Here is a 23,342-nt window from a genome sequence, read left to right as displayed (position 1 = left end):
GGCTTGGGGCACTTCAGGAAAAGACGTCGGCATCCTTGAGCAAGGCCGCTGTCTGATCCTTGGCGGACAGTTTCGGTGCTTCGTCCAGTTGCCAGTCGATGCCCAGATCCGGGTCGTCCCAGCGAATGCTGCGCTCGGCCGACGGGGTGTAGTAGTCCGTGGTCTTGTAGAGGAATTCGGCGAATTCGCTCAGTACCACGAAACCATGGGCGAAGCCTTCCGGTACCCACAGCTGACGGTGATTGTCGGCGGACAGACGCACGGCAACCCATTTGCCGAAGTGCGGCGAGCTGCGACGGATATCGACGGCCACGTCGAGCACTTCACCGGCCGTGACGCGGACCAGTTTGCCCTGGGTGTTTTCCAGCTGGTAATGCAAACCGCGCAGGACGCCTTTTTGCGAGCGGGAATGGTTGTCCTGAACAAATTGTGTATCCAGGCCGGTTGCGTCCTGAAAAGCCTTGGCATTGAAGCTTTCGTAAAAGAAACCGCGCTCGTCACCAAATACCTTGGGTTCGATGATCAGAACACCGGGCAGGTCGGTGGTGATTACATTCATGAAAATTTTCCAGTGACTGGTTTGGATGGCCGACATTCTTGCGCAAAGTGCCGGTGGGCGCGAGTGCAGACTTGCAAATATGCCCGCCACACAGCGCACGGGGGACGGATGGTCGGGGGTTGCTTATCGCCCGAAGCAGTGGCGATATAGGCGCCTAATAAAATTTCAGGGGTCGTTCCATGTCGTTCGCCACGTTGATTCACCGCGCCAGTCTTCCAGGCCCACAGGTCACTGCTGAGCAGGCCTTGCAGGTACTGTCGCAGCATTACGGGCTGAGCGGCACGCTGCAGGCGCTGGGCAGTCAGCAGGACCTCAACTATCGCGTGGACAGTGAGCGCGGGAGGTTCGTGCTGAAGATCTGCCGGGGCGACTATTCACTGGTGGAGTTGCAGGCCCAGCACGCCGGCCTGAAGTATCTGGCCGAACATTGCGATGTCCATGTTCCCCGGGTCATTCCGGCCAATGACGGCCAGGACCTGTTGTCGCTGGAGATCGGCGGTGAAGCGGTGCACGTGCGGCTGCTCGACTACATCGAAGGTCAGCCGCTGACCGCGCTCGATCATCTTGGCCACGAAGTCGTTGCCGGATTCGGTCGGCTCTGCGGCGAAATGGACCTGGCCCTGGCCGGGTTCGACCATCCGGGACTCGAACGCACCTTGCAGTGGGACGCGCGCCACGCCAGCGCGCTGATCGAGCATCTGCTGCCGGTGATCGAGGAACAGCAGCGGCGCGCACTGATCGCCGAGGCCGCCGAACAGGCCCGTCGCCGACTGCAACCGTTGCTGGAAAAGCTGCCGGTGCAAGCGATCCACATGGACATCACCGACGACAATGTGGTCTGGCAACGTGATGCCCGGCGGCACTGGCAATTGCAGGGCGTCATCGATTTCGGCGATCTGGTGCGTACCTGGCGCATCACCGATCTGTCGGTCACCTGTGCCGCGTTGCTGCATCACGCCGGGGGCGATCCGTTCGTGATCCTGCCGGCGGTGCAGGCCTATCACGCGGTCAATCCGCTGCAACACGAAGAATTGCAGGCGCTGTGGCCGCTGATCGTGACGCGGGCGGCGGTGCTGGTGCTCAGTGGCGAGCAACAGGTCAGCATCGACCCGGGCAATACCTACAGCCGCGACAACCTCACCCATGAGTGGGAAATCTTCCGGGTCGCGACGTCGGTGCCGCTGGCGCTGATGGAGGCGGCGATTTTCTCGGCGGTCGGGCAGGCATTGCCGGCCATCGACAGTGAAGGCTTCGTGCCGTTGTTGCCGGGGCTGGTCGGGCGCGAGTTCGCGCTGATTGATCTGGGTGTATTGAGCGCGCATTTCGAGGCCGGTAACTGGGAACAGCCAGGCATCGATCAACGCCTGCTGAATGAAGCCGCCGCGATCCATGGACTGGCTGCCAGTCGATACGGGCAATTCCGTTTGTCCCGCACCCGGCCTGACAGCGCCGAAGAACCAGAGACGTTCCCGCTGCACGTCGAATTGCGTGTGCCTCAAGGGACAGCGGTCGAAGCGCCGTTCGCCGGCGTACTGCATTTGTCAGCCGACGGTGCGCTGCGACTCGACGGCCCGCAACTGAGCCTGCGTCTGTGGGGCGTGACGCCGTCGTTGCAGGGCGGTGCGGCGTTGGTCAAAGGTCAGGTGCTGGGATCGGTGGACGGGCCGCTGATTGTGCAACTGGTCCGCGATGCGCATCTGGAGGTGCCGCTGTTCTGTACGCCGACCCGCGCGCCGGCGTGGCAGGCGCTGTCTCCATCGCCGGCAGCACTGCTGGGCCTGGCCTGCGACGCCGAGCCGGAGCTGGACGCGAAAACCCTGCTGGCCCGCCGCGACGCCAGTTTCGCCCGCACCCAGAAACACTATTACGTCGACCCGCCGCGTATCGAACGCGGCTGGCGCAATCACCTGATCGACATGCAGGGCCGCTCCTACCTCGACATGCTCAACAACGTCGCAGTGCTCGGGCATGGTCATCCGCGCATGGCGGCAGTCGCGAGCCGGCAGTGGTCGTTGCTCAACACCAATTCGCGGTTCAACTATGCGGCGGTCGCGGAGTTTTCCGAACGTCTGCTGAAACTGGCGCCGGAGGGCATGGACCGGGTGTTCCTGGTCAACAGCGGCAGCGAGGCCAACGATCTGGCAATCCGTCTGGCTTGGGCCTACAGCGGCGGTCGCGACATGCTCAGTGTGCTGGAGGCCTATCACGGCTGGACGGTCGGTGCGGACGCGGTATCGACGTCGATTGCCGATAACCCGCAAGCCCTGAGCAGCCGTCCGGACTGGGTGCACCCGGTGACTGCGCCGAACATCTATCGCGGCGAATTCCGTGGCCTCGATTCGGCACCGGACTATGTGCGCAGCGTCGAACACAACCTGGCGAAAATCGACGCGCAGAAACGCCAGTTGGCCGGGTTCATCTGCGAGCCGGTCTACGGCAATGCGGGCGGGATTTCGCTGCCGCCGGGCTACCTCAAGAAAGTCTATGAGTTGGTGCGCGCCCGGGGTGGGGTGTGCATCGCCGATGAAGTGCAGGTCGGCTACGGGCGCATGGGTCACTTCTTCTGGGGCTTCGAAGAGCAAGGCGTGGTGCCGGACATCATCACCATGGCCAAAGGCATGGGCAACGGCCAGCCATTGGGCGCGGTGATCACCCGTCGGGAAGTCGCCGAGGCGCTGGAGGCCGAGGGCTACTTCTTCTCGTCCGCCGGCGGCAGCCCGGTGAGTTGCCAGATCGGCATGGCGGTGCTCGATGTCATGGAAGAAGAAAAACTCTGGGAAAACGCTCAGGTCGTCGGCGGGCACTTCAAGCAGCGGCTGGAGGCGTTGATCGATAAACATCCGCTGGTCGGCGCGGTGCATGGCTCGGGGTTCTATCTGGGGGTCGAACTGATCCGCAATCGGCAGACCCTGGAGCCGGCAACCGAAGAAACCACGCTGCTGTGCGATCGTCTGCGGGAGCTGGGGATTTTCATGCAGCCGACCGGCGATGACCTGAACATTCTCAAGATCAAACCGCCGATGGTCACCTCGCGCCAGAGTGTGGATTTCTTTGTCGACATGCTGTCGAAGGTGCTGGAAGAAGGGCTCTGAGCCTGTGGTAGTCCGATTAATGCCGATTTCTATCGGTATTAATCGGCAAAAACAAAGCTCGGTATTTGTTTATCGCTTTTAAAGTCGATATTTATCGTTTATAAAGTCGCCATCGTCCGTCGTCCAAACCTGTTCGGCGCGTTGAACATCCTCGACCGTTCCCTGGAGTCCTGATCGACATGACCACCTTGAAAAGTACCCCACGCGCCGATGGCTTCTACATGCCGGCCGAATGGGCGCCGCAAACCCAGACCTGGATGATCTGGCCCGAGCGTCCGGACAACTGGCGTCTGGGCGGCAAGCCGGCGCAGGCTGCCCACGCTGCGGTGGCCAAGGCCATTGCGCGTTTCGAACCGGTGACCGTGGCGGTCTCCGCCGGCCAGTACGAAAACGCTCGCGCTCGCCTCGATGTACCGAATATCCGCGTGGTCGAGATGTCCAGCGATGACGCCTGGGTCCGCGACAGCGGTCCGACCTTCGTGATCAACAACAGCGGCGAAGTGCGCGGTGTGAACTGGGACTTCAACGCCTGGGGCGGTTTTGATGGCGGTCTGTATTCGCCGTGGAACCGCGATTCCCAGGTCGGCGGCAAGATCCTCGAAATCGAGCGCAGCCCGCGCTACCGCACCGAAGGCTTCGTGCTGGAAGGCGGTTCGATTCACGTCGACGGTGAAGGCACCCTGATTACCACCGAGGAATGCCTGCTCAACCGCAATCGCAACCCGCACCTGAACCGCGAAGACATCGAAGCGGTGCTGCGCGACAACCTGTCGGTGGATAAGATCATCTGGCTGCCGGACGGCCTGTTCAACGACGAAACCGACGGCCATGTGGATAACTTCTGCTGCTACGTGCGTCCGGGTGAAGTGCTGCTGGCGTGGACCGACGATCCGCAGGATCCGAACTACCCGCGCTGCCAGGCTGCGATGAAAGTGCTGGAAAGCAGCACCGACGCCAAGGGTCGCCCGTTCACGGTGCACAAGATGCCGATCCCGGGGCCGCTGTTTGCCACCGAAGAGGAGTGCGCCGGTGTAGATCCGGTGGACGGCACTCAGGAGCGCAATCCGAGCGTGCGTCTGGCCGGTTCCTACGTGAACTTCCTGATCGTCAACGGCGGCATCATCGCGCCAAGCTTCGACGATCCGATGGACGCGCCAGCCCGGGAGATCCTGCAGAAGCTGTTCCCGCAGCACGAAGTGGTGATGGTGCCGGGCCGCGAACTGTTACTGGGGGGCGGCAACATTCACTGCCTTACCCAACAGCAACCCGCGCCGCACAAAGAGTGAGTGCGGATGTAACAGCTTGAGTTGATTGGAAAATCGACCGGGCAGTCATTTGTTGCCCACGCTTGAAGAGAAACCCGCAGCCCGTCAGGACTGCGGGTTTCTTTATGTCCGCCGGTCGACAATTTCATTACGTTGGCATAGCTCTTGTATCGCTCATGACGCACTAGGGAGGGGGGAGAACTTCAACAGTTCTGTCATAAACCTTGGATAACGTAGCCGCTCACGAACGGGGAGAGAGCGCTGAAATGAACGCCGAAGTGAACGTAATCAGCGAGCGGACGTTGCATCCCATGGCTGTAAATAGTGAGTCGCTCCAGATTGTCGCGCACTGGTTGAAGTCCAATGGAACGCGTCAGATCAGGGAACCTGATCCGCGCCGGATGATGATCGAGCGTTACCCCGCTGGCCTGTTCAGCGAGGCCGAACTGGATGCACTTTGGGATGTGATGGAAGGATAAGAAGAACAAACAAGGATTGTAAAAAGCGCTGCCGGGATGGCAGCGCTTTTTTTATGGGCGCGAATCAGAAGCTGTAGGTACCGGTCATGACCAGGCTGCGCGGTGCGCCCGGCTGGATCTGGAAGGCGCTGGTGGCCGAAGCGTAATACTCGCGGTCGGTGATGTTGTTCAGCGCTGCACGCAGGTCCCAGTCCTTGTGGCGGTAGCCGACCAGGGCGTCCCAGCGACCGTAGCCCGGCAACACGGTGGTGTTGGCGTTATCGGCGTAACGCTGGCCGACCAGGGTCAGGCCGGTTTCGCCGTACCAGCCCATTTCCGGTTTCCAGGTCAGGAACAGGCTGCCGTTGTGCTTGGCGACGTTGTTGACGCGCTTGCCTTCCAGGCCGTTGTTGTCCTTCTCGATGGTCGCGTCCTGCACACCGACGCCACCGCGCACATACCAGTTGCCGACGATCTTGCCGGTGCCGGTCAGCTCGATCCCGCGTGAACGTTGCAGGCCGCTGAGTACGGTCAGGGTCGGGTCGTTTGGATCGGTGGTGCGGCGGTTGTAGAGCTCCAGTTCGTAGATCGCCAGAGTGGTGCTCAGGCGATCGTCGAGCCAGTCGCTCTTGACGCCGATTTCCTTCTGCTTGGTCAGCTCCGGGCTCAGGTCGTTGGTGTTGCCGGCCGCACCCGGGGTGATTCCGATCAAACCGCCGCCGACCGGCGAAAACGTCTTGGTCCACGACGCGTAGAACGAGTGGTTCTGCAACGGCGTCCAGACCACGCCGAAGCGCGGGCTGGTGCTGTGGCTGTCGCGGTCTTCGGAAATGTTGCGCAGTTTGTTGGTCGACTCGATGTCGAAGGTGTCGTAGCGCAGGCCGGCCAGCAGTTGCCACTGATCGTTCAGGCGCAGTTGATCCTGAACGTAGATCGCGCGGCTTTCGACTTCGGTGTGGCTGCTGCTCGACACCTGCATGCGCCCGGTGTGGCGCTGGCTGCGATCCGGGTTGTATAGATCCAGCGACGGCACCGGCTGAGTGCCCCGGCCGGTGGCCGCGTTGTACAGCGTCGGGTCGCGGCGCTGGCTGCCGGTTTCGATCCCGGTCAGCAGACGATGCTCAAGGCCGAAGGTGTCGAATCCGCCTTCCAGTTCGACGTTGTTGTAGACGTTGCGGGTGGTCAGGTCCTGTTGCCAGTGCTGGCGGGTGACCTTGTTGGTTTTCGCGTCGAAACCGGTGAGGTAGGTGTTGTCGAAATCGCTGTCGAGCTTGAACACACCCAGCGTGTGGCGCAGTTGCCAGTTGTCGTTGAGTTCATAGCTGAGTCGCGAGCGCAGGGATTGCGTCTTGTCGTCGATGAAGTCGTGGTCGTTGCCGTAGGTCGTGTCCCGGCCAACGTCGGCCGGACGCCCGTTGACCCCGGGAATGCCGCGATCCGGCGTGCGGTTGTAGCGGCTGTATTCGTATTGCACCAGCCAGTTCAGGTCAGGCGTGAGCTGCCAGCTCATCGATGGCGCGAACAGTTTGCGGTTGCCGCTGACGCCGTCGCGGAAGCTGTTTTCGTCCATGTTGCCCGTGTTCAGGCGCAGGCTGATGTTCTCGCTCGGGTCAGCGCTGAGGTCGGCGTACAGACTGCGCAGATCTTCGCTGCCACCCTGGGCCTCGAGGGTCGAGCGGCGGCCGGCCTCGGGTGCCTTGCTGACGCGGTTGACGATCCCGCCCTGGCTGCCACGGCCGTACAGCACGGCAGCGGGGCCCTTGAGCACCTCAACGCGTTCGATGTTGTGCAGGTCGCGCTTGTACTGGCTGTCGTCGCGAATGCCGTCCAGATAGAAGTCGTTGCTGGCATCGAAACCTCGGATGCGCAGGCTGTCGAAGCGTGTGTCGCCTCCACCGCTGACGTTGGGAATCCCGCTCAGGGCGTCTTCGATGTCATTGATGCCGTAGTCCGCGACGTTGGCGGTCTTGATCGAGTCGATCGCCTGCGGCACGTAGCGCACCGGGGTGGAGGTGCGGGTCGCGGTGTTGCTGACCTTTACGCGCGGGTCGTCGGCCTGCGCTTCGGCGCTGATCGACGTGGCAGGAAGCTCGGTCGCGGAGTAAGCGAAACCGGAGGACAAAAAGGCAGAAAGCCCAAGCGTGACGGGCGTGAGACGGAACGGGGCAGGCATTGAAAAGCGCATCCGAAAGGGTGGAAGAATTCGAGCGCGCGAATGGTAATGCTTTGCATTTGCTTCCGTTAATTATTCCGGAAAAGTTCCGTGGTTTGATTGTGTCAATTTGTTTCTGGTTTGTATCTGCGCGGATAACGACGGCATTCGACCGATTGCCGAAACAGACTGAAAGCCATTCCGGCGTTTTTCCGCAACCGCCGAGGGACTAACGTGGCTGCCATCGATTTCCCGGAGTTTTCAGATGATCCTTCACTACATTTACGACCCTCTGTGCGGCTGGTGCTACGGCGCCAAACCTTTAGTCCAGGCCGCACAGCAAGTGTTGCCGGTAATCGGCCACGCTGGCGGCATGATGACGGGTGCCAACCGCCAGAGCGTTTCACCGCAACTGCGCAATTATGTAATGCCTCACGACCGGCGCATTGCCGAGTACACCGGGCAGCCGTTCGGCGAAGCCTATTTCGAAGGCCTGTTGCGTGATCACACGGCTGTATTTGATTCGGCTCCGCCGATTGCCGCAGTCATGGCAGCAGAAAGCATCGATGGGCGTGGACTGGAACTGCTGGGTCGTTTGCAAACCGCACACTATGTAGAAGGCCGGCGAATTGCCGATGAGTCCGTCCTCGTGGAGTGCGCGGTAGAGATGGGCTACGAGGCGGACACGTTCCTCAAAACCCTGAAAGCGACTGACACCGATCAACACATAAAGAACAGCCGCGCACTGTTGGCGAAACTTGGTGGCCAAGGCTTCCCGACCTTCGCGCTGGAACAGGACGGCCAGTTCACCCTGATCGATATCGGCCCGTGGCTCGGCAAACCGCAGGCGTTTGCACAATGGTTGAGCGAGTCGATTCCGTCGGCACCCGACGCGCAAGGCCTGCCGGTCTGTGGCCTCGACGGTTGTGCGTGACCGGGCATCAAATCCCTGACTACAGGCATTTCCCCGCACGAAGCTTTCGAAAAATTTACTTTTATTAGACGATTTTTGCCTATTTAAAGACGATTCTTGAAATTGACACATTGTTCAGGGCGCGGCTACGATTCGGCCCAACGCCTGTGGCTAACCGCCATGACTCAAAATCAGGAGCAGGCCCGCCATGACATTGTCTTGAGCGGGCCTTTTTGTTTCGGGGTGAATAAAAGAGTGCATCAAGCGCCGTTTCAGCCGTTCGACACAGCGCGTTTCAACCCGTAATAAGGAAAACAAAATGTTGAACAAGCGGATCAGTCTGATCGCATTGGGGATGTTGAGCGCCACTCAGGCCATGGCTAACGACCAGGCCGAGTCCAAGGGTTTTGTTGAAGACAGCAGCCTCAAAGTGCTGCTGCGCAATGCCTACATCAATCGTGACTACAAAGACGGCAACAAGGACAAATCCGAGTGGGGCCAGGCGGCCATCGGTACGTTCTCGTCCGGTTTCACCCAGGGTACTGTCGGTGTCGGCGTTGACGCATTCGGCCTGTACGCCCTGAACCTGGAGCGCAGCGAAGATCGCAGCGGCGCCGGCGGCATCGACTTCTTCAAGAAGGGCGACAGCGGCAAACCGGCCAACGACCTGTCCAAGGGCGGCGCGGCGGTGAAATTCCGCCTGTCCAACACCACCCTGACTTACGGTGACCAGATGCCGGCCCTGCCGGTGCTGAACTACGACAACTCGCGTCTGCTGCCGGAAAGCTACACCGGTACCTTGATCACTTCCAAAGAGATCAAAGGCCTGCAACTGGATGCCGGTCGTTTCACCGCCGAGTCGCGCAAGAGCGCTGAAGGCCGTGACAGCGGTGGTCTGAAGTCGATCAACGTATTGGGCGGTAGCTACCAGTTCACCGAACAATTCAAGGCTGCGCTGTACGCTTCCGACGTCGAAGACGTGCTGAAGAAGCAATACGTGAACGCCAACTACGTGTTCCCGATCGACAAGGATCAGTCCCTGACCCTGGACTTCAACGGTTACCGCACCAAGCTGGACAACTCCTATGTCCGCGAAAACGGTGTGACCGGCGACGACAACAAGATCTGGAGCCTGGCAGCGACCTTCGCCACCGGCCCGCACTCGTTCACCGTGGCGCACCAGCGTTCCACCGGCGACAGCAACCTGGGTTACGCCTACGGCGGCTACCAGAAAGGTCAGGGTCGCGTGGGTGACGGTGGCAACACCATCTACCTGGCTAACTCCTACTGGTCGGACTTCAACGCTGAAGACGAGCGCAGCTGGCAACTGGGCTACGGCCTGGACTTCGGCGCATTCGGCGTACCGGGTCTGAGCTACAACTTCGCGTACGTACGTGGCGACAACATCACCACGTCCACCAGCGAAGGCGGCACCGAGCGCGAAATCTTCAACCAGTTCAAGTACGTCGTGCAAAGCGGCCCGGCCAAAGACCTGAGCGTGAAAGTACGTAGCTCGATCCTGCGTGTGTCGCAGAAGTCCAGCGAATACAACGTCAGCGGCAACGAGCTGCGTGTGTTCGTGGATTACCCGATCAACATCTTCTGATGATCGGTTGAACCCGCGAAAAGCGATAAAAAACCCCGACTGGTTCGGGGTTTTTTTTTGACGATTTTTCTGAAAAAAACATGAAAACCCGTGTTTTTGTCATTTGAAATGCACTTTCAAGCCGTTTCAAATCGCGTTTCAAACAGGGCTTTAAATGCCTGAAATTCTTTCTCATGGACGCAAATTCTCCACCTAATAGATTAGGCCGCTCAATGCAGCGGAGAATTTGGTAATGATCGTTTTAACCAGAGAAGTGGGCGAATCGCTACGGCGCGACAAGTACGCCAATGTGCAGGGTGCTGACTTCAATCTCTACGGTCATTTCGCCGACTTCGTCAGACTGACCAAAAGTTGGGAAAACATGGAGCCTGACAGTTACTACGGTCAGGCCGAAGCCGGCATGCGTTACCGTCGTTACAGCGACTTTGAATACAACCCCAAGACGCGCGAGCTGAAGCAGCTGGAACACCGCGCATACGTGCAGTCCAAGGAGAACAACGCCTACGTGGGCGGTGTGGTGCGACACTTCCAGGACTTCTCGGACGAAGTCATCGAATCGCCCGTGATGCGCAGCCTGATCGACACCGATTTCGAAGTGTACAAAAGCGTGCTGCCGGAAGAGCTGCACGATGAAATCTGGCAATGCCAGATCCATCAGATCCGCATCGAGATCAAACCGGGCAAACAACTGGAAATCACGCCGGAAGGCATTCACTGCGACGGTTACCCGTTCAGCGGTGTGCACTTCTGGGGTCGCAACAATGTCGAGGGTGCCGAAAGCCGCCTGTACGACATTCACGAGCAGCAACTGGCGTCGACCACCTACCAGGAAATCCTCGACACCACTTACTTCCTCGACCGCGACATGCGCCACTACGTGACACCGGCGCGCAACACCCATTCCCATGCCATGGCGTACCGGCAGATTCTGGCGATTTCCTTCTCGCGGCCCGGGACCGCTTTCGACATTGTTCGCTAATCAGATCACCCAAATCGACGGCGTCGAATGTTCGACGCCGGTGGTGCTGCGGCGCGCGACGGCCAAGGACGCGCAGCGCATGGAGCGTTTCTTCCGCCAGTTCGACGAAGTGTCGTTCTGTGAATGGCAGGACGCCAAGTGCCTGCGCGGCGTGCTGATCCAGAAAACCACCACGGCGTATCTGGCCTTCGATGTTGAAGGCGAGATCGTCGGGGCGGTGCTGGGCGGCATGCTCGGCAGTCGCGGCACCATCAACCATCTGGCGGTCAGCCTGCGCTATCGCAGCCAGGGCGTCGGCCAGCGACTGGTAGAAGCGGCGTCGGCCGACATGAAGCGGGTCGGTGTGCTGCGGATGTTCCTGTTCGTCGATGATGCTAACCTCGCGGGCAAGCGTTTCTGGACTGCCCAGGGTTTCTGCGAACCTCACGGCGAACGGACATTTGAGAGGGATCTATGAATGAAACATCCGGCAGTGCGCCGCTGATGGTCGACCGTCAGCCGTCGCGCACGTTTGCCGAAGCCAGCCCGGTGGTGGCCGGTTATTTCACCGTGTCGTTCGTGTTCGGGCTGATGGCGGTCAACGCCGGGCTGCCGTTGTGGTTGCCGGTGGCAATGTGTCTGTTCGTGTATGCCGGGGCTTCGCAATTCGCGGCGCTGGCGCTGATCAGCAGCGGTGCGTCGCTGACCACCATCGTGCTGACCACGTTTCTGATCAACGCGCGGCACATGCTGATGTCGGTCTACATGGCGAAGGCCCTGCGGGCGCTGGGCCTGAGCCGCATGGAGCGCTGGTGCTACGCCGGCGGCCTGACCGATGAATCGTTCGCCTTCCACAGCGTCAAGTTGGGCACCGGTGCGCCGGTGAACATCCGTTATCTGATCGGCTTCAACCTGTTCTGCCACACCTCCTGGGTGATCGGCGGATTGCTCGGCGCCCTGTGCGCGCAGTACGCCTCGCACCTGATCAAGTATCAGCTCGACTATGCGCTGACTGCGATGATGCTTTATGTGCTGGTCTCGCTGTGCAACACCCGCAACAAACTCATCGCCGCCCTGGCCGCAGTGGTCTGCATGGGCGCACTGAGCCTGGTGGGCAGCTCGCCGTTCAACGTTTTCATCGCCACGTTTGTGGGCTGCGGAGTGGGTGTATGCCTGACCAAACGTTCCTGATTCTGGTGGTCGCGCTGATGATGGCCGTGACCTTTCTGCCACGGGCGCTACCGCTGCAGGTCAACACCGAGCACTGGCCACCCTTCGTCGCCCGGGCGCTGGAATACCTGCCGGTGGCGATCGTCGCTGCGATCAGCCTGACACCCTTGTTGATCAAGGATCAGCACATACAGCTCGACCGCCCGGAATTCTATGCAGCGATTCCGACGCTGTTATGTGCGTATTTCAGCAAAAACCTCTTTCTCAGTGTGGCGGTTGGGACGGCTGCGTACATTGCGCTCGGCTCGTTCATGTAGCGGCAGATCGACCACGTCGTTCAACGCCTGGCCGGACAGATCCGGGTTGTTCACCGCCAGGCGCACTTCGAGGAAATCCTCGAACCCGGGGAAAATCGTCAGGCCGTTCTTCTGCGCGGCCTCGCGAGAGACCATGCCGACGGCGTCCATCTGCGTGATGAGCGACAGGGTCAGCGTTTCGCTGCAGGAATAAATCGTCCGCTGACTGTTCTCGTGATTACCCAGCCCGGCGTCGAGAAAACGCAAAAAGCTGTGGGAATACGGGCAATCTTCTGCAGGACGCACCTGAAACTTGTTGCCTAGCAACGTCAGCGGATCGTTCTCCTGACCGCAGTGCGCGCCGACCACTTGCACCTGCACATCCGGCAGGACAATGCTCGGCAACCCCGGACGCTGCGGGCCGATCAGCACCGCGAGGTCGAAGTCTTCGTTCTTCAGCTTGCTGAGATTTTCCATCGACTCGGCGTAGCTGAATTCCATCTGGTAGTCGGGGAACACATCGATCAGGCGTCCGATCAATCGCCGGTTGAAGTCCGGGTCCAGCGTGGTGTTCAACGCCACTTTCAACGTGCGCTGTCCCGGCACCTTCAATGCTTCGACTTTCTCTTCCATCTGCCGCGTGGCAATCAGCACTCTGTCCATATAAGGCGTCAGCTCGGTGCCTTGCGGCGTCAGCGTCAAACCTTTGTTGGAACGGCGAAACAAGCGGAAACCGAACTGTTCTTCGACCTTGTTCAACTGCGCGGCCAGGGCCTGCACGGTCAGGCACGAATGCTCGGCTGCGGCCGACAAGGAGCCGGTCTGCACGATGCGCATGAGGTTGCGTAAGGTTCTGCTATCCATGGGTAATGCCCTCTGAAGTGGGCTGGGTATTGTTGTGTACGTGACGGCCTGAACGGCTCCATTTGCCGGCTATATTCCTGTACCTGAGCATAGTTGTCGCGCAATTAGTAGCGAATTGATGTCCCCGCCGATGGCTGGAGGCTGACACAGGATCGGGGTTTTTGGTGACGCGGGGGTGATTGGGGTCAAAAAAAGTGCACGGTTTGGGTGCGTTTGGGCGGATTTTCAAAGGAATTTTGGCGCGATTTTTACAGACTATTCATTACACCACCTCACAAATGAAGTACCCCACCCCTACTTTTTCCCCTCCCGGCTCACGCCTAAATTGAGCTCCAACACCTGACCATCATCCCGAGGGCAGGTCACTGGAGTCGTCGTCATGCCATTTGTCAGCGTACGCATCACCCGCGACGGTGTTACCCGTGAGCAAAAAGCTCAGGTTATCGCCGAAATCACTGAGACCCTGGAACGCGTCCTCAACAAACGCCCGGACCTGACCCACATCGTGATCGAAGAAGTCGACACCGATAACTGGGGCTACGCCGGTATCACCACCACCGAATACCGCCGGCAACTGGCGGAGCGGAATCAGTCCTGACCGCGCCCGCTGTCTTGTCGATCACCATCAATCTGTTGAGGATTTCATCATGAGCAATTCAAAAAAAACCGTCGTCATCACTGGCGCCTCCCAAGGTCTGGGTGAAGGCATGGTCAAGGCCTTCCGTGAACTGGGCTACAACATCGTCGCCACTTCGCGCTCGATCAAACCGTCGAACGACCCGCAGATCCTGACTATCGCCGGTGACATCGGCGATCCGGCCACCGCAAAGCGCGTGATCAGCGAAGGCGTGGCACGCTTCGGCAGCATCGACACCCTGGTCAACAACGCCGGCATCTTCGTCGCCAAACCGTTCACCACCTACACCCCGGAAGACTACGCCGCGGTGCTGTCGGTCAACCTCAATGGCTTCTTCTACATCACCCAACTGGCCATCGCCGAAATGGAAAAACAGGGCAAGGGCCACGTGGTCAACATCACCACCAGCCTGACCGACCATGCGGTAGATGGCGTGCCCTCGGTTCTCGCGTCACTGACCAAGGGAGGCCTCAACGCCGCCACCAAATCCTTGGCCATCGAATACGCCAAGCGCGGGATCCGGGTGAACGCGGTATCACCGGGCATCATCAAGACACCGATGCACGGCGAGGAAACCCACGCGGCACTGGGCGCGCTGCATCCGGTTGGGCACATGGGCGAGATTGACGACATTGCGCAGGCTGTGGTGTATCTCGATAAGGCGAAGTTTGTGACAGGCGAGATTCTGCATGTGGATGGTGGGCAGAGCGCCGGGCACTGATTGATCCGGTAACACAAAGCCCTTGCAGCGATGCGAGGGCTTTTTTGTGGGCGACATTTTATGGATCTGGACTCAGCACCTTGACCGCGTCATCGACCAGCGCCTTGCTCAACTCCTGCAAGTATTGCGAAGCGCAGGCGTGGAGTTCCGGATCGTTGGCGGCAGAGGTATCCGAGGTGAGCAGTTTGGAAATGTGGAGCAGATGGGACGCGTGGGATAGGGCGGTGGCGACCGGGACGCCGGAATTGGTGCGGAAGAGTGCGTGGTTGGACTGGAAGGAAAAATGGGTGAGGCCGAGGGTTTTCAGATCGTGTGGACGGGTCATGGCTTCACCTACCGTTTGCTGGAAGATGGAAAGGGCAGACTCTGGACGGATCGATGCTAATCATTTGTGAAACTCCCTGTATCAAATGAGCGCTGCCACTTCGTTCTCAGGCGAAAGGGTGGCAGCTATGCGCAGGCTGAGAAACCGGAGATACAGGAACCCGGCAGGTCCGAAGACCTCCCACGCACAGCCGCCATTGCACGGAAATGCAGGCACAAAAAAACGCCGGCAAACGTGGGTTGGGGCGCTGGTGCGCCTGCATCTTACGCGGGTTCTCAGGCCCGGTCGCTGAATTGGCAGCGACGGGTTTGACGGTAGCGTGGGAGAGGGATGTGCGCAATCGTGGCCAGGTGGTGGCGGTAGGCAGACATACTCGCATGCAACACTTATGTTGCATGGGTAACAAATATCTTGCACGGTCTCTCTGCTGAAATAGCGCGTGATGCGGATAAGCGACATTGAGCTTCGGCGATGCAGCTAGGCCACAAGGGTGAGGCTGAGTTTGTACCCCATGAGAGGAAACGTGATGTTCGAATATGCGTTGGAAGTCCACGAGGAGCCGAGCAGTGTCTGGTTGTCCTGCGCAGAAATTCCAGAGATGCACGCCGCTGGCGACACCCTCGAGGAAGCACTCGACGGCGCCATTGATGCAATGGAAACAGCCTTGTCGATCTACGTTGATGATCGCCGGTTGATTCCGACAGGTGATGCGGGAGAACAGGAAAGTGACGCGGTATTGCGTCTGCCTGCACTGACTGCGGCAAAGGTTGGGCTCTGGAATACGCTTTTGGAGTTTGGGGTGAGCAAGGCTGAACTGGCACGACGCTTAGGTGTGCAACGACCTCAGGTAGATCGGTTGGTCGATTTCCTACATCACTCCAAGATAGAGAATGTCGAGCGTGCATTGCAGCAGCTTGGGCGCCGGATTTTGCTTTCGGTTGAGGCTGCGTAGGTTCACCAACTGAGCGTTGGAGAAAAATAATTGGATGATGAGATAGCGATGGTCGATGAGCTGGAGCAGTTTCGGAAGGACTTGCTGGACTCTGTACTTCAGATGAAGTCTGCAAAGGCATCGCGTGTTACGGAGGAGCCGTTCTCCGCAAATGCAGTAGCACTGGCGGAGGCCGGCGTTTCACAAATTGCTTTCGTGAAGCCTTGCCCAGCAATATCAGACAAGAGTTGAATCGAGAAGGGCGGGTAAGAGAGGCATTACCCTAGGACAATGTTCACTGCTACGCCGCTGAGATATACCCAAAATAAACCGGTTTCAGGCGCTCTTGGTTTTAACCAAATTTGGATATTTATAAATCGCTTTGAATCAACAGAAACCTAGCGTCAATACTTAGGAGTAGGGTATCGAGTTACTCCCCAGGGCTAGTCGGTTAGGTTTTTTTTTGCGTATAAATCATCGGCACGCAAGAAATATCTCTTGATCACATAGGCGGCACCAATGCTGAGCACTAGAAAGCTGGCGATGAACCAGTTTTCATTTCTTTCCAGCCCTCCAGTTATCAAACCAAGCTCGTCAATGAATTTTCTCATAGACATAGCACCAGCCAGCCCACACCCCAGCATTGACGCTAGGGCGAGGCCATGATTAAACAATCTGGCTAATTGTTTAGAGAAAATGAATGCGTGAGTGAAGTATGTTGTTAAGGCGATTACACAGAAAATAAAATAGATAACAAGTTTTATTGGACTAGCAGTAGCTACGGATGAATCTACGATCGTGATCTCCCGTACCCCTGCAATCCGCGCTTTTACGCTGATAGCTGGGTTTGGACCAGACGTGATTATTGATAAAAAGACCTTGTCATTGGGGTTTGAGAGAAAAGGTGCAATAGTGACTTGTGTCGGTTCGACCCCGACTTTTACAGGGATGTCTTTAGGCTCAGTGAGGTCAACGCGGGCGCTTACAAAAGTAAGGCCATTATTTCCAGCGAATATGATTGGTGACTCAAAGTCAGAGTTGAGAATCGGTTTGGATCCAGAATTTACAAGCTCATATATTGAAAAATACGGATTGACTAGTTCGACACCATTTACCGTCATTTTTACATCATAAATTTTTGAGGTGGCGAAGGGTTGGAGTGAGGACGATGAGAGCAACCGCACTGAAATGTCGTGTGCTTTAAGGTCAGACTGCCATAAGTAGACGGGGAACATGAGGCTCGCAATCGCCAGCGCTGTGGCGAGGAGATACTTCCAATCGAAGCTCCATTTCATTGGTGTCCCTCAGGCGATACCGTAGCTTTTGACGGATTCCAGAATGCCTTGTTACGTAATGCAGATAAACAAAAGGCCCGCATTTCTGCGAGCCTTCGTTTTGTATGGTGCCGGCACCAGGAATCGAACCCGGGACCTACTGATTACAAGTCAGTTGCTCTACCATCTGAGCTATACCGGCGTGTGGGCGACGATTATAGCGACTGGGTTGGTTCTGTAAACCCCTGAATTCTGACTATTTTTGCGCGGGCTTCGATCAGGCTCGGCGCAGGACGTTGCGCAGTTTCTGGATGGCTCGCCAGGCGCGGTTGTTCTGGAGGGCGCGCAGTTGGGCTTCGGCGTGTTCGGCGCGTTGCGTGGCGGCGCTGATTTGCGCCAGGGCTTCGGCTTCGCCGGGGCTGACAGGGTGGGCGAAGGGGTGGCCGAGGCATAGCTGGAAGTTGTCGAGCTGGCAGGGCGGCATGTCGAAGGCCGGTTTGAGGTTCAGGTGTTCGTCGGCCAGGAAGTAGCTGTTGAGGCCGTCGAAGCAGACGTTGGTGTAGCCCGCGTCGGTGATCAGGTGTTCCCAGGTGTGGTCGCGTTCGAACGGGGTTTCGATGAGGATGATCCACGGGCGGAAGCGGACGAAGTCCATGCCGCGCAGCACGGTTTCTTCGTGGCCTTCGACGTCGATTTTCAGGAAGTGGATTTCGCGGCCGGCGACGTGTTCTTCGCAGATCGAGGTCAGGGTGCGGGCCTTGACGGTGAGGCTGCGCACATCGAGGCCAAGGTCGCGACGCTCCTGGGCGGTGACCGGGTCGGCGGTGGACAGGCCGGTGCCGGGAATGCCGTAGAAGGTCACTTCGCCGGGTTCATCGCTGGCGATGCATTGCAGCGTGGTGTCGCGGGGGCGTTGCTGGCGCAGGGCGTCGTGGAAGTTCTGCATCGGCTCGACGTTGATGCCGCTCCAGCCGCGATCATAGAACGCCTTGGTCACCGAATCGTGGGTCGGGTCGTTGGCGCCGACATCTATATAGAAGCCATTCTCGAAGAATTTAAGGGCGCGCCACAGGCGGATGTCTTCGAAATTCTGTGCGTAAGAGATGAACGTCACGGTCGCTCCCTGTCGGTCAGGTTCTTCTTGTTCGTGCGTGCGCTGCCGGCACGGTGTGAGCCTGTATAGCAAGGGTGGTTGGCAGGTGCAATTTTCCGTTCCCCCCGTCCGCGATTCGGCGGTTATGTCCTTTTGCTTGGGGGCTTATGCACAACGGGCTTTGAAGAGAGCGGGCTTAGAGGGGATTTTGTGGACGGGTTCTCATTTGATGCGCAAATCCCTGTTTTACCGGTTTTTTATTTGTGTGAACAAAAAATGACCAAGGCTGTTAATGGCTTGAAACAGGCGTGGATATTGGATCCACGAGAATTCCATCAACAGAGTTATCCACAGGCTGTAAAGATTTAAACGCATTCCGCTAGCAGCAGGAAATTGCGCGGTGTGAGCGGCGCTTCGCAGAAGGTGCCGAGACGTACAACGTATCCCTGCTCGGTGAGGAAAAGTGCCCGATCAAGATTCAGCCAAAGTTCCAGCGGGCGTCGGAACAGTCCGCGGAGCAATTCCAGGTTACGAACTTCGGCCAATCGCTGCCAACCGGCGGTTTCCAGTGCCGGCCAATCCTGCTCGCCGATTGTGGATAACTCTTTCAACGCTGCCAGGTCGCGGCAGAAGTCGGCGAACGGTTTTTCCAGCCATGCGATCGGCAGGGAAGGTGTCGGCAGGTATTCGTCGATGCCGCGTACTTGCCGTTGCAGCAAATCGAAAGCCAGTCTGCGGGCCATGGAGGTGTCGCGTTGACGTCGGACGCGGGCACCGGCGGTGACGGTTTCGCTCATCGGCAGGGACAGATCTTCCAGTGAGAGCTGTAGGTTTGATCGCGAACCTGCGGAGGACAATGGCTGATATTCAGTGCGACTGATCCGGTTGTAGCAGCATGGTGCGATCGCCAATTGTCGGCATCCAGTCGCCGAAGCCAGTTGCATCAGGCGCACATGCAAGTCGCCGCAAGCGTGCAGGGCGACAGGTGTGTGTTCGGTGTTCAGCAATAAAGCCGTGTCCGCCGCGAGCACATCCTGCTCGACATGCAGCGCATGCAGGTGATGACGCTCACTCAGCGCCTGACCACTGGCGACCAGCGCCGGGTCATATTCCAGACATGTGAGCTGCTGACCAGCGCCGAGCAGGCGCCGCCCCAAATGGCCTTTGCCCGAACACCAATCCAGCCAGTGCTTCGGTTGTGAGGCAAACGACAAGCGGCTGGCGAAGGCCTCGATCTGCCGCCATTTGCGCCCCGGTACATCGACATTCAGGCGATGGCTGGCGGCTTCCAGTGAGTGTGCGGGCAACTCACCCACCACACTCAGCTCAAGCGACAACGCCGCCAATGAAGCAAACGGCTCCGGCGCATCAAAGAGTTCGGCAGGATTGTTGTGGGCGTTTTCCGCATCTTCCAGCGAGCGTCCACGTAGCCACGCGGACAGTTCCGGGCAGGACGCTTCCCAGGGAAGTTGCAGATGAGTAAACGGGCGAGGCTTCCACAGCGTCTGATGCGCTGTGAGAAATGTATCCAGTGCGGTGAAACGGGCGAGTAGGTCCTCGCCCATCAGCACGTAAGAAGAATCAGCGTCCCTGGCACGCATCGACGCGCAGCCAGCGTTCCAGCAATTTGAAACCGCGAACCAGCACGTAGGCCATCACCAGATAGAACAAGCCGGCAGCGAAGAAGATCTCCACCGGCAGGTAAGTGCGGGCAATGATCGTGCGCGCCATGCCGGTCAGTTCCAACAAAGTCACGGTGCTGGCCAGGGCGCTGGCCTTGAGCATCAGGATCACTTCGTTGCTGTAGGCCGGCAGGCCGATGCGGGCGGCGCGCGGCAGGATGATGTAGAACAGCGCTTTCGGCCGGGACATGCCTAGCGCCCGCGCCGCTTCGATTTCACCCGGCGGAATAGCCTGGATTGCACCGCGCAGGATCTCGGCGATGTAGGCGGCGGTGTGCAGGGTCATGGTCGCGGTCGCACACCAGAAAGGATCGCGCAGGTATGGCCACAGCGCGCTGCTGCGTACCGCGTCGAACTGCGCCAGGCCGTAATAGACCAGAAACAGTTGAACCAGCAACGGTGTGCCACGGAAAAAGAAGATGTAGGCGTAGGGCAGCGAGCGCACATACCACAGCTTCGAAGAGCGGGCGATGCCCAGCGGAATTGCCAGCAGCAGACCGGCGATGACTGCGATGGCCACCAGTTCCAGAGTCAGGGTCGCGCCCTGCGCCAGTTTCGGCAGCCACTTGATGATGACTTCCCAGTTCATTGAGCGCTCCTCGCGAAGCCGCGGGCGGCGCGTTTTTCCAGGAAGTGCATGCCGGTCATCGCCAGTACCGTCAGGCACAGGTACATGAGGGCAGCGACCATATAAAAGGTGAACGGCTGTTTGGACACGGTCACGCCGATCTGTGCGTGACGCATGATTTCTTCCAGGCCGATGACCGACACCAGCGCGGTGTCTTTCATCAGGATCATGAACAGATTACCCAGGCCTGGCAGGGCGATGCGCCACATCTGCGGCATGATCAGCCTGGTGAAGATCCGCCATTTCGACAGGCCCAGGGCCACGCCGGCCTCACGGTGGCCCTTGGGAATGGCGAGGATTGCGCCGCGGAACACTTCCGTGGCGTAGGCGCCGAAGCACAGGCCCAGCGCGATGACGCCGGCGGCGAAGGCGCTGAGTTCCAGTTCGGGATTGCCGAAGAACTCTCCGAGTGCGCGCATGGCGTTGACCGTACCGAAGTAGATCAACAGTACCCAGAGCAATTCCGGGACGCCGCGCACCAGGGTCGAATAAGTGCCGCCAAGCCATTGCAGCGGCTTGTACGGGGAAGTCTTGGCCAGGGCGCCGAGCAGACCGAGCACCAGCCCGAGGCACAGGGCCGTAAGTGCCAGTTTGACGGTCATCAGCGCGCCGGCGGCGAGCGCCGGGCCGAATCCGTAGAGGTCGATAATCATGGATTTCTTTTCAAATCGCGGCAGGCAAGGCCGGGAGCCTGCACCGTTGGATCACGGCGCAGGTCCCGCACGTCAGGATCAGTAGATGCTGAACGGGAAGTACTTGTCGTTGATCTTCTTGTAGGTACCGTCGGCGACGATTTCCTTCAATGCGGCGTTCAGCTTCTCACGCAGCGGGTCACCTTTGCGCACGGCGATGCCGATCTTGTCGCTTTCCACGACCGGGTCGCCCTTGAACTCGTAGTTCTTGCCGGCATCGGTTTTCAGCCAGTCATAGTTGGCGTACTTGTCGGCGAGGATCGCGTCGACACGACCGGAAGTCAGGTCGAGGTAGGCGTTTTCCTGAGTGTCATAGAGTTTGACCTGGATATCGCTACCGTAGGTGTCTTCAAGCCAGGTGCCGGCCAGGGTCGCGCGCTGCGTGCCGATGATCTTGCCTTTGAGCGCGTCCTTGTCGGTTTTGAAATCGACGTTTTTCGGCGCGATGAACTGCAGTTTGTTCGAGTAGTACGGGTCGGTGAAGTCCACCGCGCCCTTGCGCTCGTCGGTGATCGACAGCGAGGAAATCAGGAAGTCGAACTTCTTGGCGTTCAGGGCCGGGATGATGCCGTCCCAGTCGGAAGTCACGACGCTGCACTCGACTTTCATCTTGGCGCACAGGGCGTCGCCGATGTCTTTGTCGAAGCCAACAACCTGGCCGCTGGCGTCTTTATTGTTGAACGGCGGGTAAGCGGCTTCGATGCCCATCTTCAGGGTCTCGGCCATGGCGCCGGCGCTGAACGCCAGGGAGACGGCGGCGGCCAGGAAGACCTTTTTGTAGTTCTGCATGCGGGTAGCTCCGTTAGCGGTTGCTGGACATGAATTGTTTGCAGCGCGCCGAAAGCGGGTTTTCGAACACCTGCTGTGGCGATCCTTGCTCTTCGACCAGGCCCTGGTGGAGGAACACCACTTCACTGGACACCTGACGGGCGAACCCCATTTCGTGGGTCACGAGCAGCATTGTGCGGCCTTCTTCGGCCAATGCGCGGATGACATTAAGTACTTCCTGGACCATTTCGGGGTCAAGGGCGGAGGTGGGCTCGTCGAACAGGATCACCTTGGGCTGCATCGCCAGCGTGCGGGCAATCGCCGCGCGCTGTTGCTGACCGCCCGACAGTTGCGCCGGGTAGGCGTGGCGCTTGTCGGCGATGCCGACCTTGGCCAGCAGGGCTTCGGCGACTTCGATGGCTTCGGCCTTGCTCTGGCCGAGCACGCGGCGCGGGGCTTCGATGATGTTGTCGAGCACGCTCATGTGCGGCCATAGATTAAAGTTTTGAAACACAAAACCAATCTCGGAGCGCAGGCGATTGATCTGCTTGCCGTCGGCGGCAACCAGCTCGCCATTCTTGGCGGCCTTGAGCTTGAGTTCTTCGCCGGCGACCAGGATCTGGCCCTGGTGCGGGTTTTCCAGCAGGTTGATGCAACGCAGGAACGTGGACTTGCCGGAACCGGAGGAACCGAGGATCGAGATCACATCGCCGTCGCGGGCGGTCAGCGAGATGCCTTTGAGCACCTCAAGCTGTCCGTAGCGTTTGTGCAGGTTGCGGATTTCAAGCGCGGGCGTGGCCTCAGCCATGTGCGTTCCTCATATATGTTGCGCTCCAGCTGTTGGTGGCCTTCCTGGCGAGGCGGCCAAGCTAGCATAGCGTTTCAATGGCAGCCAACAGCGCTACGAGCGGTAAACGGATGGCATGTGGCAGGTTGTCGCATCAGCGCAGCAGACTGTCGCCCCGTCAACAACCGAACGGGTGTTTGAACGTTGATTCCCGTGGGTGTCGCGTAAAAAAAGGCGCGATGTTGCCACCTTTGGCGGGGTGTTGGAAGCGCTATCCGGCCGAACGTTCCTCATTCGCCCTTTTATTGTGCATCCCGCACTTTTTCAGTGTGTTTCTGGTGCGCCCGTTCGTTTGAAAAGTGAGTCGCAGGGTAACGCTTTGGCGAAAGGCCAGTATTCTCAAGGACTTGCGATGACCGTCCGGTCGCGCTAAAAACCGCGGGCCAGAAGACTTTGAAACATTTTGGCGCA

23 protein-coding genes and 1 tRNA gene are annotated in these 23,342 nt (G+C 58.9%); 12 read left to right on the top strand and 12 right to left on the bottom strand.

The window, feature by feature from the left end:
- Window positions 1-13: 13 nt before the first annotated feature.
- On the bottom strand, window positions 14-559 hold the full coding sequence (gene rfbC, locus M5B44_RS07030) for a dTDP-4-dehydrorhamnose 3,5-epimerase (protein WP_248738649.1): 546 nt from the start codon (window positions 557-559) through the stop codon (window positions 14-16).
- 179 nt (window positions 560-738) lie between these two features.
- On the opposite strand from rfbC, the gene M5B44_RS07025 reads away from it, so the two are divergent.
- From M5B44_RS07025 to M5B44_RS07015, 3 genes are all read left to right on the top strand, one after another.
- A complete protein-coding gene (locus M5B44_RS07025; protein WP_248738648.1) occupies window positions 739-3,651 on the top strand; it encodes an aminotransferase in 2,913 nt (970 codons plus the stop codon).
- Window positions 3,652-3,830: 179 nt separating this feature from the next.
- Window positions 3,831-4,937 (top strand): agmatine deiminase, encoded by a 1,107-nt coding sequence (aguA, locus tag M5B44_RS07020; RefSeq protein ID WP_248738647.1) that lies wholly within the window; start codon window positions 3,831-3,833, stop codon window positions 4,935-4,937.
- Window positions 4,938-5,182: 245 nt separating this feature from the next.
- Complete coding sequence (locus M5B44_RS07015) at window positions 5,183-5,395, top strand: hypothetical protein (RefSeq protein ID WP_065257771.1); 213 nt, start codon at window positions 5,183-5,185, stop codon at window positions 5,393-5,395.
- Window positions 5,396-5,459: 64 nt separating this feature from the next.
- On the opposite strand, the gene M5B44_RS07010 is transcribed toward M5B44_RS07015, so the two are convergent.
- Window positions 5,460-7,547 carry a TonB-dependent receptor gene (locus tag M5B44_RS07010; RefSeq protein WP_248738646.1) on the bottom strand — a complete coding sequence of 696 codons (2,088 nt, stop codon included), beginning with the start codon at window positions 7,545-7,547 and terminating at the stop codon, window positions 5,460-5,462.
- A gap of 244 nt (window positions 7,548-7,791) precedes the next feature.
- Here M5B44_RS07010 and M5B44_RS07005 point away from each other — a divergent pair, with 244 nt between their 5' ends.
- The 6 genes from M5B44_RS07005 to M5B44_RS06980 all read left to right on the top strand — a co-directional run bounded on the left by M5B44_RS07005 (window position 7,792) and on the right by M5B44_RS06980 (window position 12,490).
- Complete coding sequence (locus M5B44_RS07005; RefSeq protein WP_248738645.1) at window positions 7,792-8,460, top strand: DsbA family protein; 669 nt, start codon at window positions 7,792-7,794, stop codon at window positions 8,458-8,460.
- A 298-nt stretch (window positions 8,461-8,758) separates the two neighbouring features.
- On the top strand, window positions 8,759-10,045 hold the full coding sequence (locus tag M5B44_RS07000; RefSeq protein ID WP_085733304.1) for an OprD family porin: 1,287 nt from the start codon (window positions 8,759-8,761) through the stop codon (window positions 10,043-10,045).
- A gap of 232 nt (window positions 10,046-10,277) precedes the next feature.
- Window positions 10,278-11,024 (top strand): 2OG-Fe dioxygenase family protein, encoded by a 747-nt coding sequence (locus tag M5B44_RS06995; protein WP_114881035.1) that lies wholly within the window; start codon window positions 10,278-10,280, stop codon window positions 11,022-11,024.
- 79 nt (window positions 11,025-11,103) lie between these two features.
- On the top strand, window positions 11,104-11,481 hold the full coding sequence (locus M5B44_RS06990; RefSeq protein ID WP_007952618.1) for a GNAT family N-acetyltransferase: 378 nt from the start codon (window positions 11,104-11,106) through the stop codon (window positions 11,479-11,481).
- Window positions 11,478-12,194 carry an AzlC family ABC transporter permease gene (locus M5B44_RS06985; RefSeq protein WP_085608636.1) on the top strand — a complete coding sequence of 239 codons (717 nt, stop codon included), beginning with the start codon at window positions 11,478-11,480 and terminating at the stop codon, window positions 12,192-12,194. Before M5B44_RS06990 ends, M5B44_RS06985 begins: the two co-directional genes overlap by 4 nt.
- Entirely contained in the window at window positions 12,173-12,490 is a 318-nt protein-coding gene (locus tag M5B44_RS06980; protein ID WP_007952614.1) for an AzlD domain-containing protein, read from the top strand. The genes M5B44_RS06985 and M5B44_RS06980 overlap by 22 nt, the downstream gene beginning before the upstream one ends.
- On the opposite strand, the gene M5B44_RS06975 is transcribed toward M5B44_RS06980, so the two are convergent.
- Window positions 12,407-13,333: a LysR family transcriptional regulator gene (locus M5B44_RS06975; protein WP_115076202.1), complete on the bottom strand. Its 927-nt coding sequence runs from the start codon at window positions 13,331-13,333 to the stop codon at window positions 12,407-12,409. The two genes, M5B44_RS06980 and M5B44_RS06975, sit on opposite strands and share 84 nt — an antisense overlap.
- Before the next feature lie 379 nt (window positions 13,334-13,712).
- On the opposite strand from M5B44_RS06975, the gene M5B44_RS06970 reads away from it, so the two are divergent.
- Together M5B44_RS06970 and M5B44_RS06965 are read left to right on the top strand one after the other, a co-directional pair.
- Complete coding sequence (locus M5B44_RS06970) at window positions 13,713-13,931, top strand: tautomerase family protein (protein ID WP_065257763.1); 219 nt, start codon at window positions 13,713-13,715, stop codon at window positions 13,929-13,931.
- Between the two features lie 49 nt (window positions 13,932-13,980).
- On the top strand, window positions 13,981-14,691 hold the full coding sequence (locus tag M5B44_RS06965; RefSeq protein ID WP_248738644.1) for an SDR family NAD(P)-dependent oxidoreductase: 711 nt from the start codon (window positions 13,981-13,983) through the stop codon (window positions 14,689-14,691).
- Between the two features lie 58 nt (window positions 14,692-14,749).
- Here M5B44_RS06965 and M5B44_RS06960 read toward each other — a convergent pair whose 3' ends face one another.
- Entirely contained in the window at window positions 14,750-15,016 is a 267-nt protein-coding gene (locus M5B44_RS06960) for a DUF3077 domain-containing protein (RefSeq protein ID WP_248738643.1), read from the bottom strand.
- 526 nt (window positions 15,017-15,542) lie between these two features.
- Between M5B44_RS06960 and M5B44_RS06955 the strand changes: the two genes are divergently transcribed.
- Complete coding sequence (locus tag M5B44_RS06955) at window positions 15,543-15,968, top strand: type II toxin-antitoxin system HicB family antitoxin (RefSeq protein ID WP_248738642.1); 426 nt, start codon at window positions 15,543-15,545, stop codon at window positions 15,966-15,968.
- A gap of 422 nt (window positions 15,969-16,390) precedes the next feature.
- Here the strand turns inward: M5B44_RS06955 and M5B44_RS06945 are convergent, their stop codons facing one another.
- The 8 genes from M5B44_RS06945 to M5B44_RS06910 all read right to left on the bottom strand — a co-directional run bounded on the left by M5B44_RS06945 (window position 16,391) and on the right by M5B44_RS06910 (window position 22,892).
- A complete protein-coding gene (locus M5B44_RS06945; RefSeq protein ID WP_248738641.1) occupies window positions 16,391-17,242 on the bottom strand; it encodes a hypothetical protein in 852 nt (283 codons plus the stop codon).
- Window positions 17,243-17,347: 105 nt separating this feature from the next.
- A tRNA-Thr gene (locus M5B44_RS06940) sits at window positions 17,348-17,423 on the bottom strand.
- Between the two features lie 75 nt (window positions 17,424-17,498).
- Window positions 17,499-18,335, bottom strand: a complete 837-nt coding sequence (locus tag M5B44_RS06935; protein ID WP_248738640.1) for an FkbM family methyltransferase — start codon at window positions 18,333-18,335, stop codon at window positions 17,499-17,501.
- Window positions 18,336-18,679: 344 nt separating this feature from the next.
- Entirely contained in the window at window positions 18,680-19,915 is a 1,236-nt protein-coding gene (locus M5B44_RS06930) for a methyltransferase (RefSeq protein WP_248738639.1), read from the bottom strand.
- Window positions 19,896-20,585, bottom strand: a complete 690-nt coding sequence (locus tag M5B44_RS06925) for an ABC transporter permease (RefSeq protein ID WP_085712748.1) — start codon at window positions 20,583-20,585, stop codon at window positions 19,896-19,898. The genes M5B44_RS06930 and M5B44_RS06925 overlap by 20 nt, the downstream gene beginning before the upstream one ends.
- On the bottom strand, window positions 20,582-21,277 hold the full coding sequence (locus M5B44_RS06920; RefSeq protein WP_114881079.1) for an ABC transporter permease: 696 nt from the start codon (window positions 21,275-21,277) through the stop codon (window positions 20,582-20,584). Before M5B44_RS06920 ends, M5B44_RS06925 begins: the two co-directional genes overlap by 4 nt.
- Window positions 21,278-21,355: 78 nt before the next feature.
- Window positions 21,356-22,105, bottom strand: coding sequence for an ABC transporter substrate-binding protein (locus M5B44_RS06915; protein ID WP_085712750.1), 750 nt, complete (start codon window positions 22,103-22,105; stop codon window positions 21,356-21,358).
- A 13-nt stretch (window positions 22,106-22,118) separates the two neighbouring features.
- Window positions 22,119-22,892, bottom strand: a complete 774-nt coding sequence (locus tag M5B44_RS06910; RefSeq protein ID WP_007897462.1) for an ABC transporter ATP-binding protein — start codon at window positions 22,890-22,892, stop codon at window positions 22,119-22,121.
- Window positions 22,893-23,342 lie beyond the last annotated feature (450 nt).

Origin of the sequence: Pseudomonas sp. MWU12-2029 (genome assembly GCF_023242425.1) — a bacterium.
GTDB classification, from domain to species: domain Bacteria; phylum Pseudomonadota; class Gammaproteobacteria; order Pseudomonadales; family Pseudomonadaceae; genus Aquipseudomonas; species Aquipseudomonas kribbensis.
Note: the sequence above shows the minus strand (reverse complement) of the source record. Positions and strands in the feature narration are given on the sequence as shown.

Bases quoted from the DNA above. Each gene is read 5' to 3' on its own strand.
- rfbC (WP_248738649.1), bottom strand. From the start codon at position 559: ATGAATGTAATCACCACCGACCTGCCCGGTGTTCTGATCATCGAACCC.
- M5B44_RS07025 (WP_248738648.1), top strand. From the start codon at position 739: ATGTCGTTCGCCACGTTGATTCACCGCGCCAGTCTTCCAGGCCCACAG.
- aguA (WP_248738647.1), top strand. From the start codon at position 3,831: ATGACCACCTTGAAAAGTACCCCACGCGCCGATGGCTTCTACATGCCG.
- M5B44_RS07015 (WP_065257771.1), top strand. From the start codon at position 5,183: ATGAACGCCGAAGTGAACGTAATCAGCGAGCGGACGTTGCATCCCATG.
- M5B44_RS07010 (WP_248738646.1), bottom strand. From the start codon at position 7,547: ATGCCTGCCCCGTTCCGTCTCACGCCCGTCACGCTTGGGCTTTCTGCC.
- M5B44_RS07005 (WP_248738645.1), top strand. From the start codon at position 7,792: ATGATCCTTCACTACATTTACGACCCTCTGTGCGGCTGGTGCTACGGC.
- M5B44_RS07000 (WP_085733304.1), top strand. From the start codon at position 8,759: ATGTTGAACAAGCGGATCAGTCTGATCGCATTGGGGATGTTGAGCGCC.
- M5B44_RS06995 (WP_114881035.1), top strand. From the start codon at position 10,278: ATGATCGTTTTAACCAGAGAAGTGGGCGAATCGCTACGGCGCGACAAG.
- M5B44_RS06990 (WP_007952618.1), top strand. From the start codon at position 11,104: ATGGAGCGTTTCTTCCGCCAGTTCGACGAAGTGTCGTTCTGTGAATGG.
- M5B44_RS06985 (WP_085608636.1), top strand. From the start codon at position 11,478: ATGAATGAAACATCCGGCAGTGCGCCGCTGATGGTCGACCGTCAGCCG.
- M5B44_RS06980 (WP_007952614.1), top strand. From the start codon at position 12,173: ATGCCTGACCAAACGTTCCTGATTCTGGTGGTCGCGCTGATGATGGCC.
- M5B44_RS06975 (WP_115076202.1), bottom strand. From the start codon at position 13,333: ATGGATAGCAGAACCTTACGCAACCTCATGCGCATCGTGCAGACCGGC.
- M5B44_RS06970 (WP_065257763.1), top strand. From the start codon at position 13,713: ATGCCATTTGTCAGCGTACGCATCACCCGCGACGGTGTTACCCGTGAG.
- M5B44_RS06965 (WP_248738644.1), top strand. From the start codon at position 13,981: ATGAGCAATTCAAAAAAAACCGTCGTCATCACTGGCGCCTCCCAAGGT.
- M5B44_RS06960 (WP_248738643.1), bottom strand. From the start codon at position 15,016: ATGACCCGTCCACACGATCTGAAAACCCTCGGCCTCACCCATTTTTCC.
- M5B44_RS06955 (WP_248738642.1), top strand. From the start codon at position 15,543: ATGTTCGAATATGCGTTGGAAGTCCACGAGGAGCCGAGCAGTGTCTGG.
- M5B44_RS06945 (WP_248738641.1), bottom strand. From the start codon at position 17,242: ATGAAATGGAGCTTCGATTGGAAGTATCTCCTCGCCACAGCGCTGGCG.
- M5B44_RS06930 (WP_248738639.1), bottom strand. From the start codon at position 19,915: ATGCGTGCCAGGGACGCTGATTCTTCTTACGTGCTGATGGGCGAGGAC.
- M5B44_RS06925 (WP_085712748.1), bottom strand. From the start codon at position 20,585: ATGAACTGGGAAGTCATCATCAAGTGGCTGCCGAAACTGGCGCAGGGC.
- M5B44_RS06920 (WP_114881079.1), bottom strand. From the start codon at position 21,277: ATGATTATCGACCTCTACGGATTCGGCCCGGCGCTCGCCGCCGGCGCG.
- M5B44_RS06915 (WP_085712750.1), bottom strand. From the start codon at position 22,105: ATGCAGAACTACAAAAAGGTCTTCCTGGCCGCCGCCGTCTCCCTGGCG.
- M5B44_RS06910 (WP_007897462.1), bottom strand. From the start codon at position 22,892: ATGGCTGAGGCCACGCCCGCGCTTGAAATCCGCAACCTGCACAAACGC.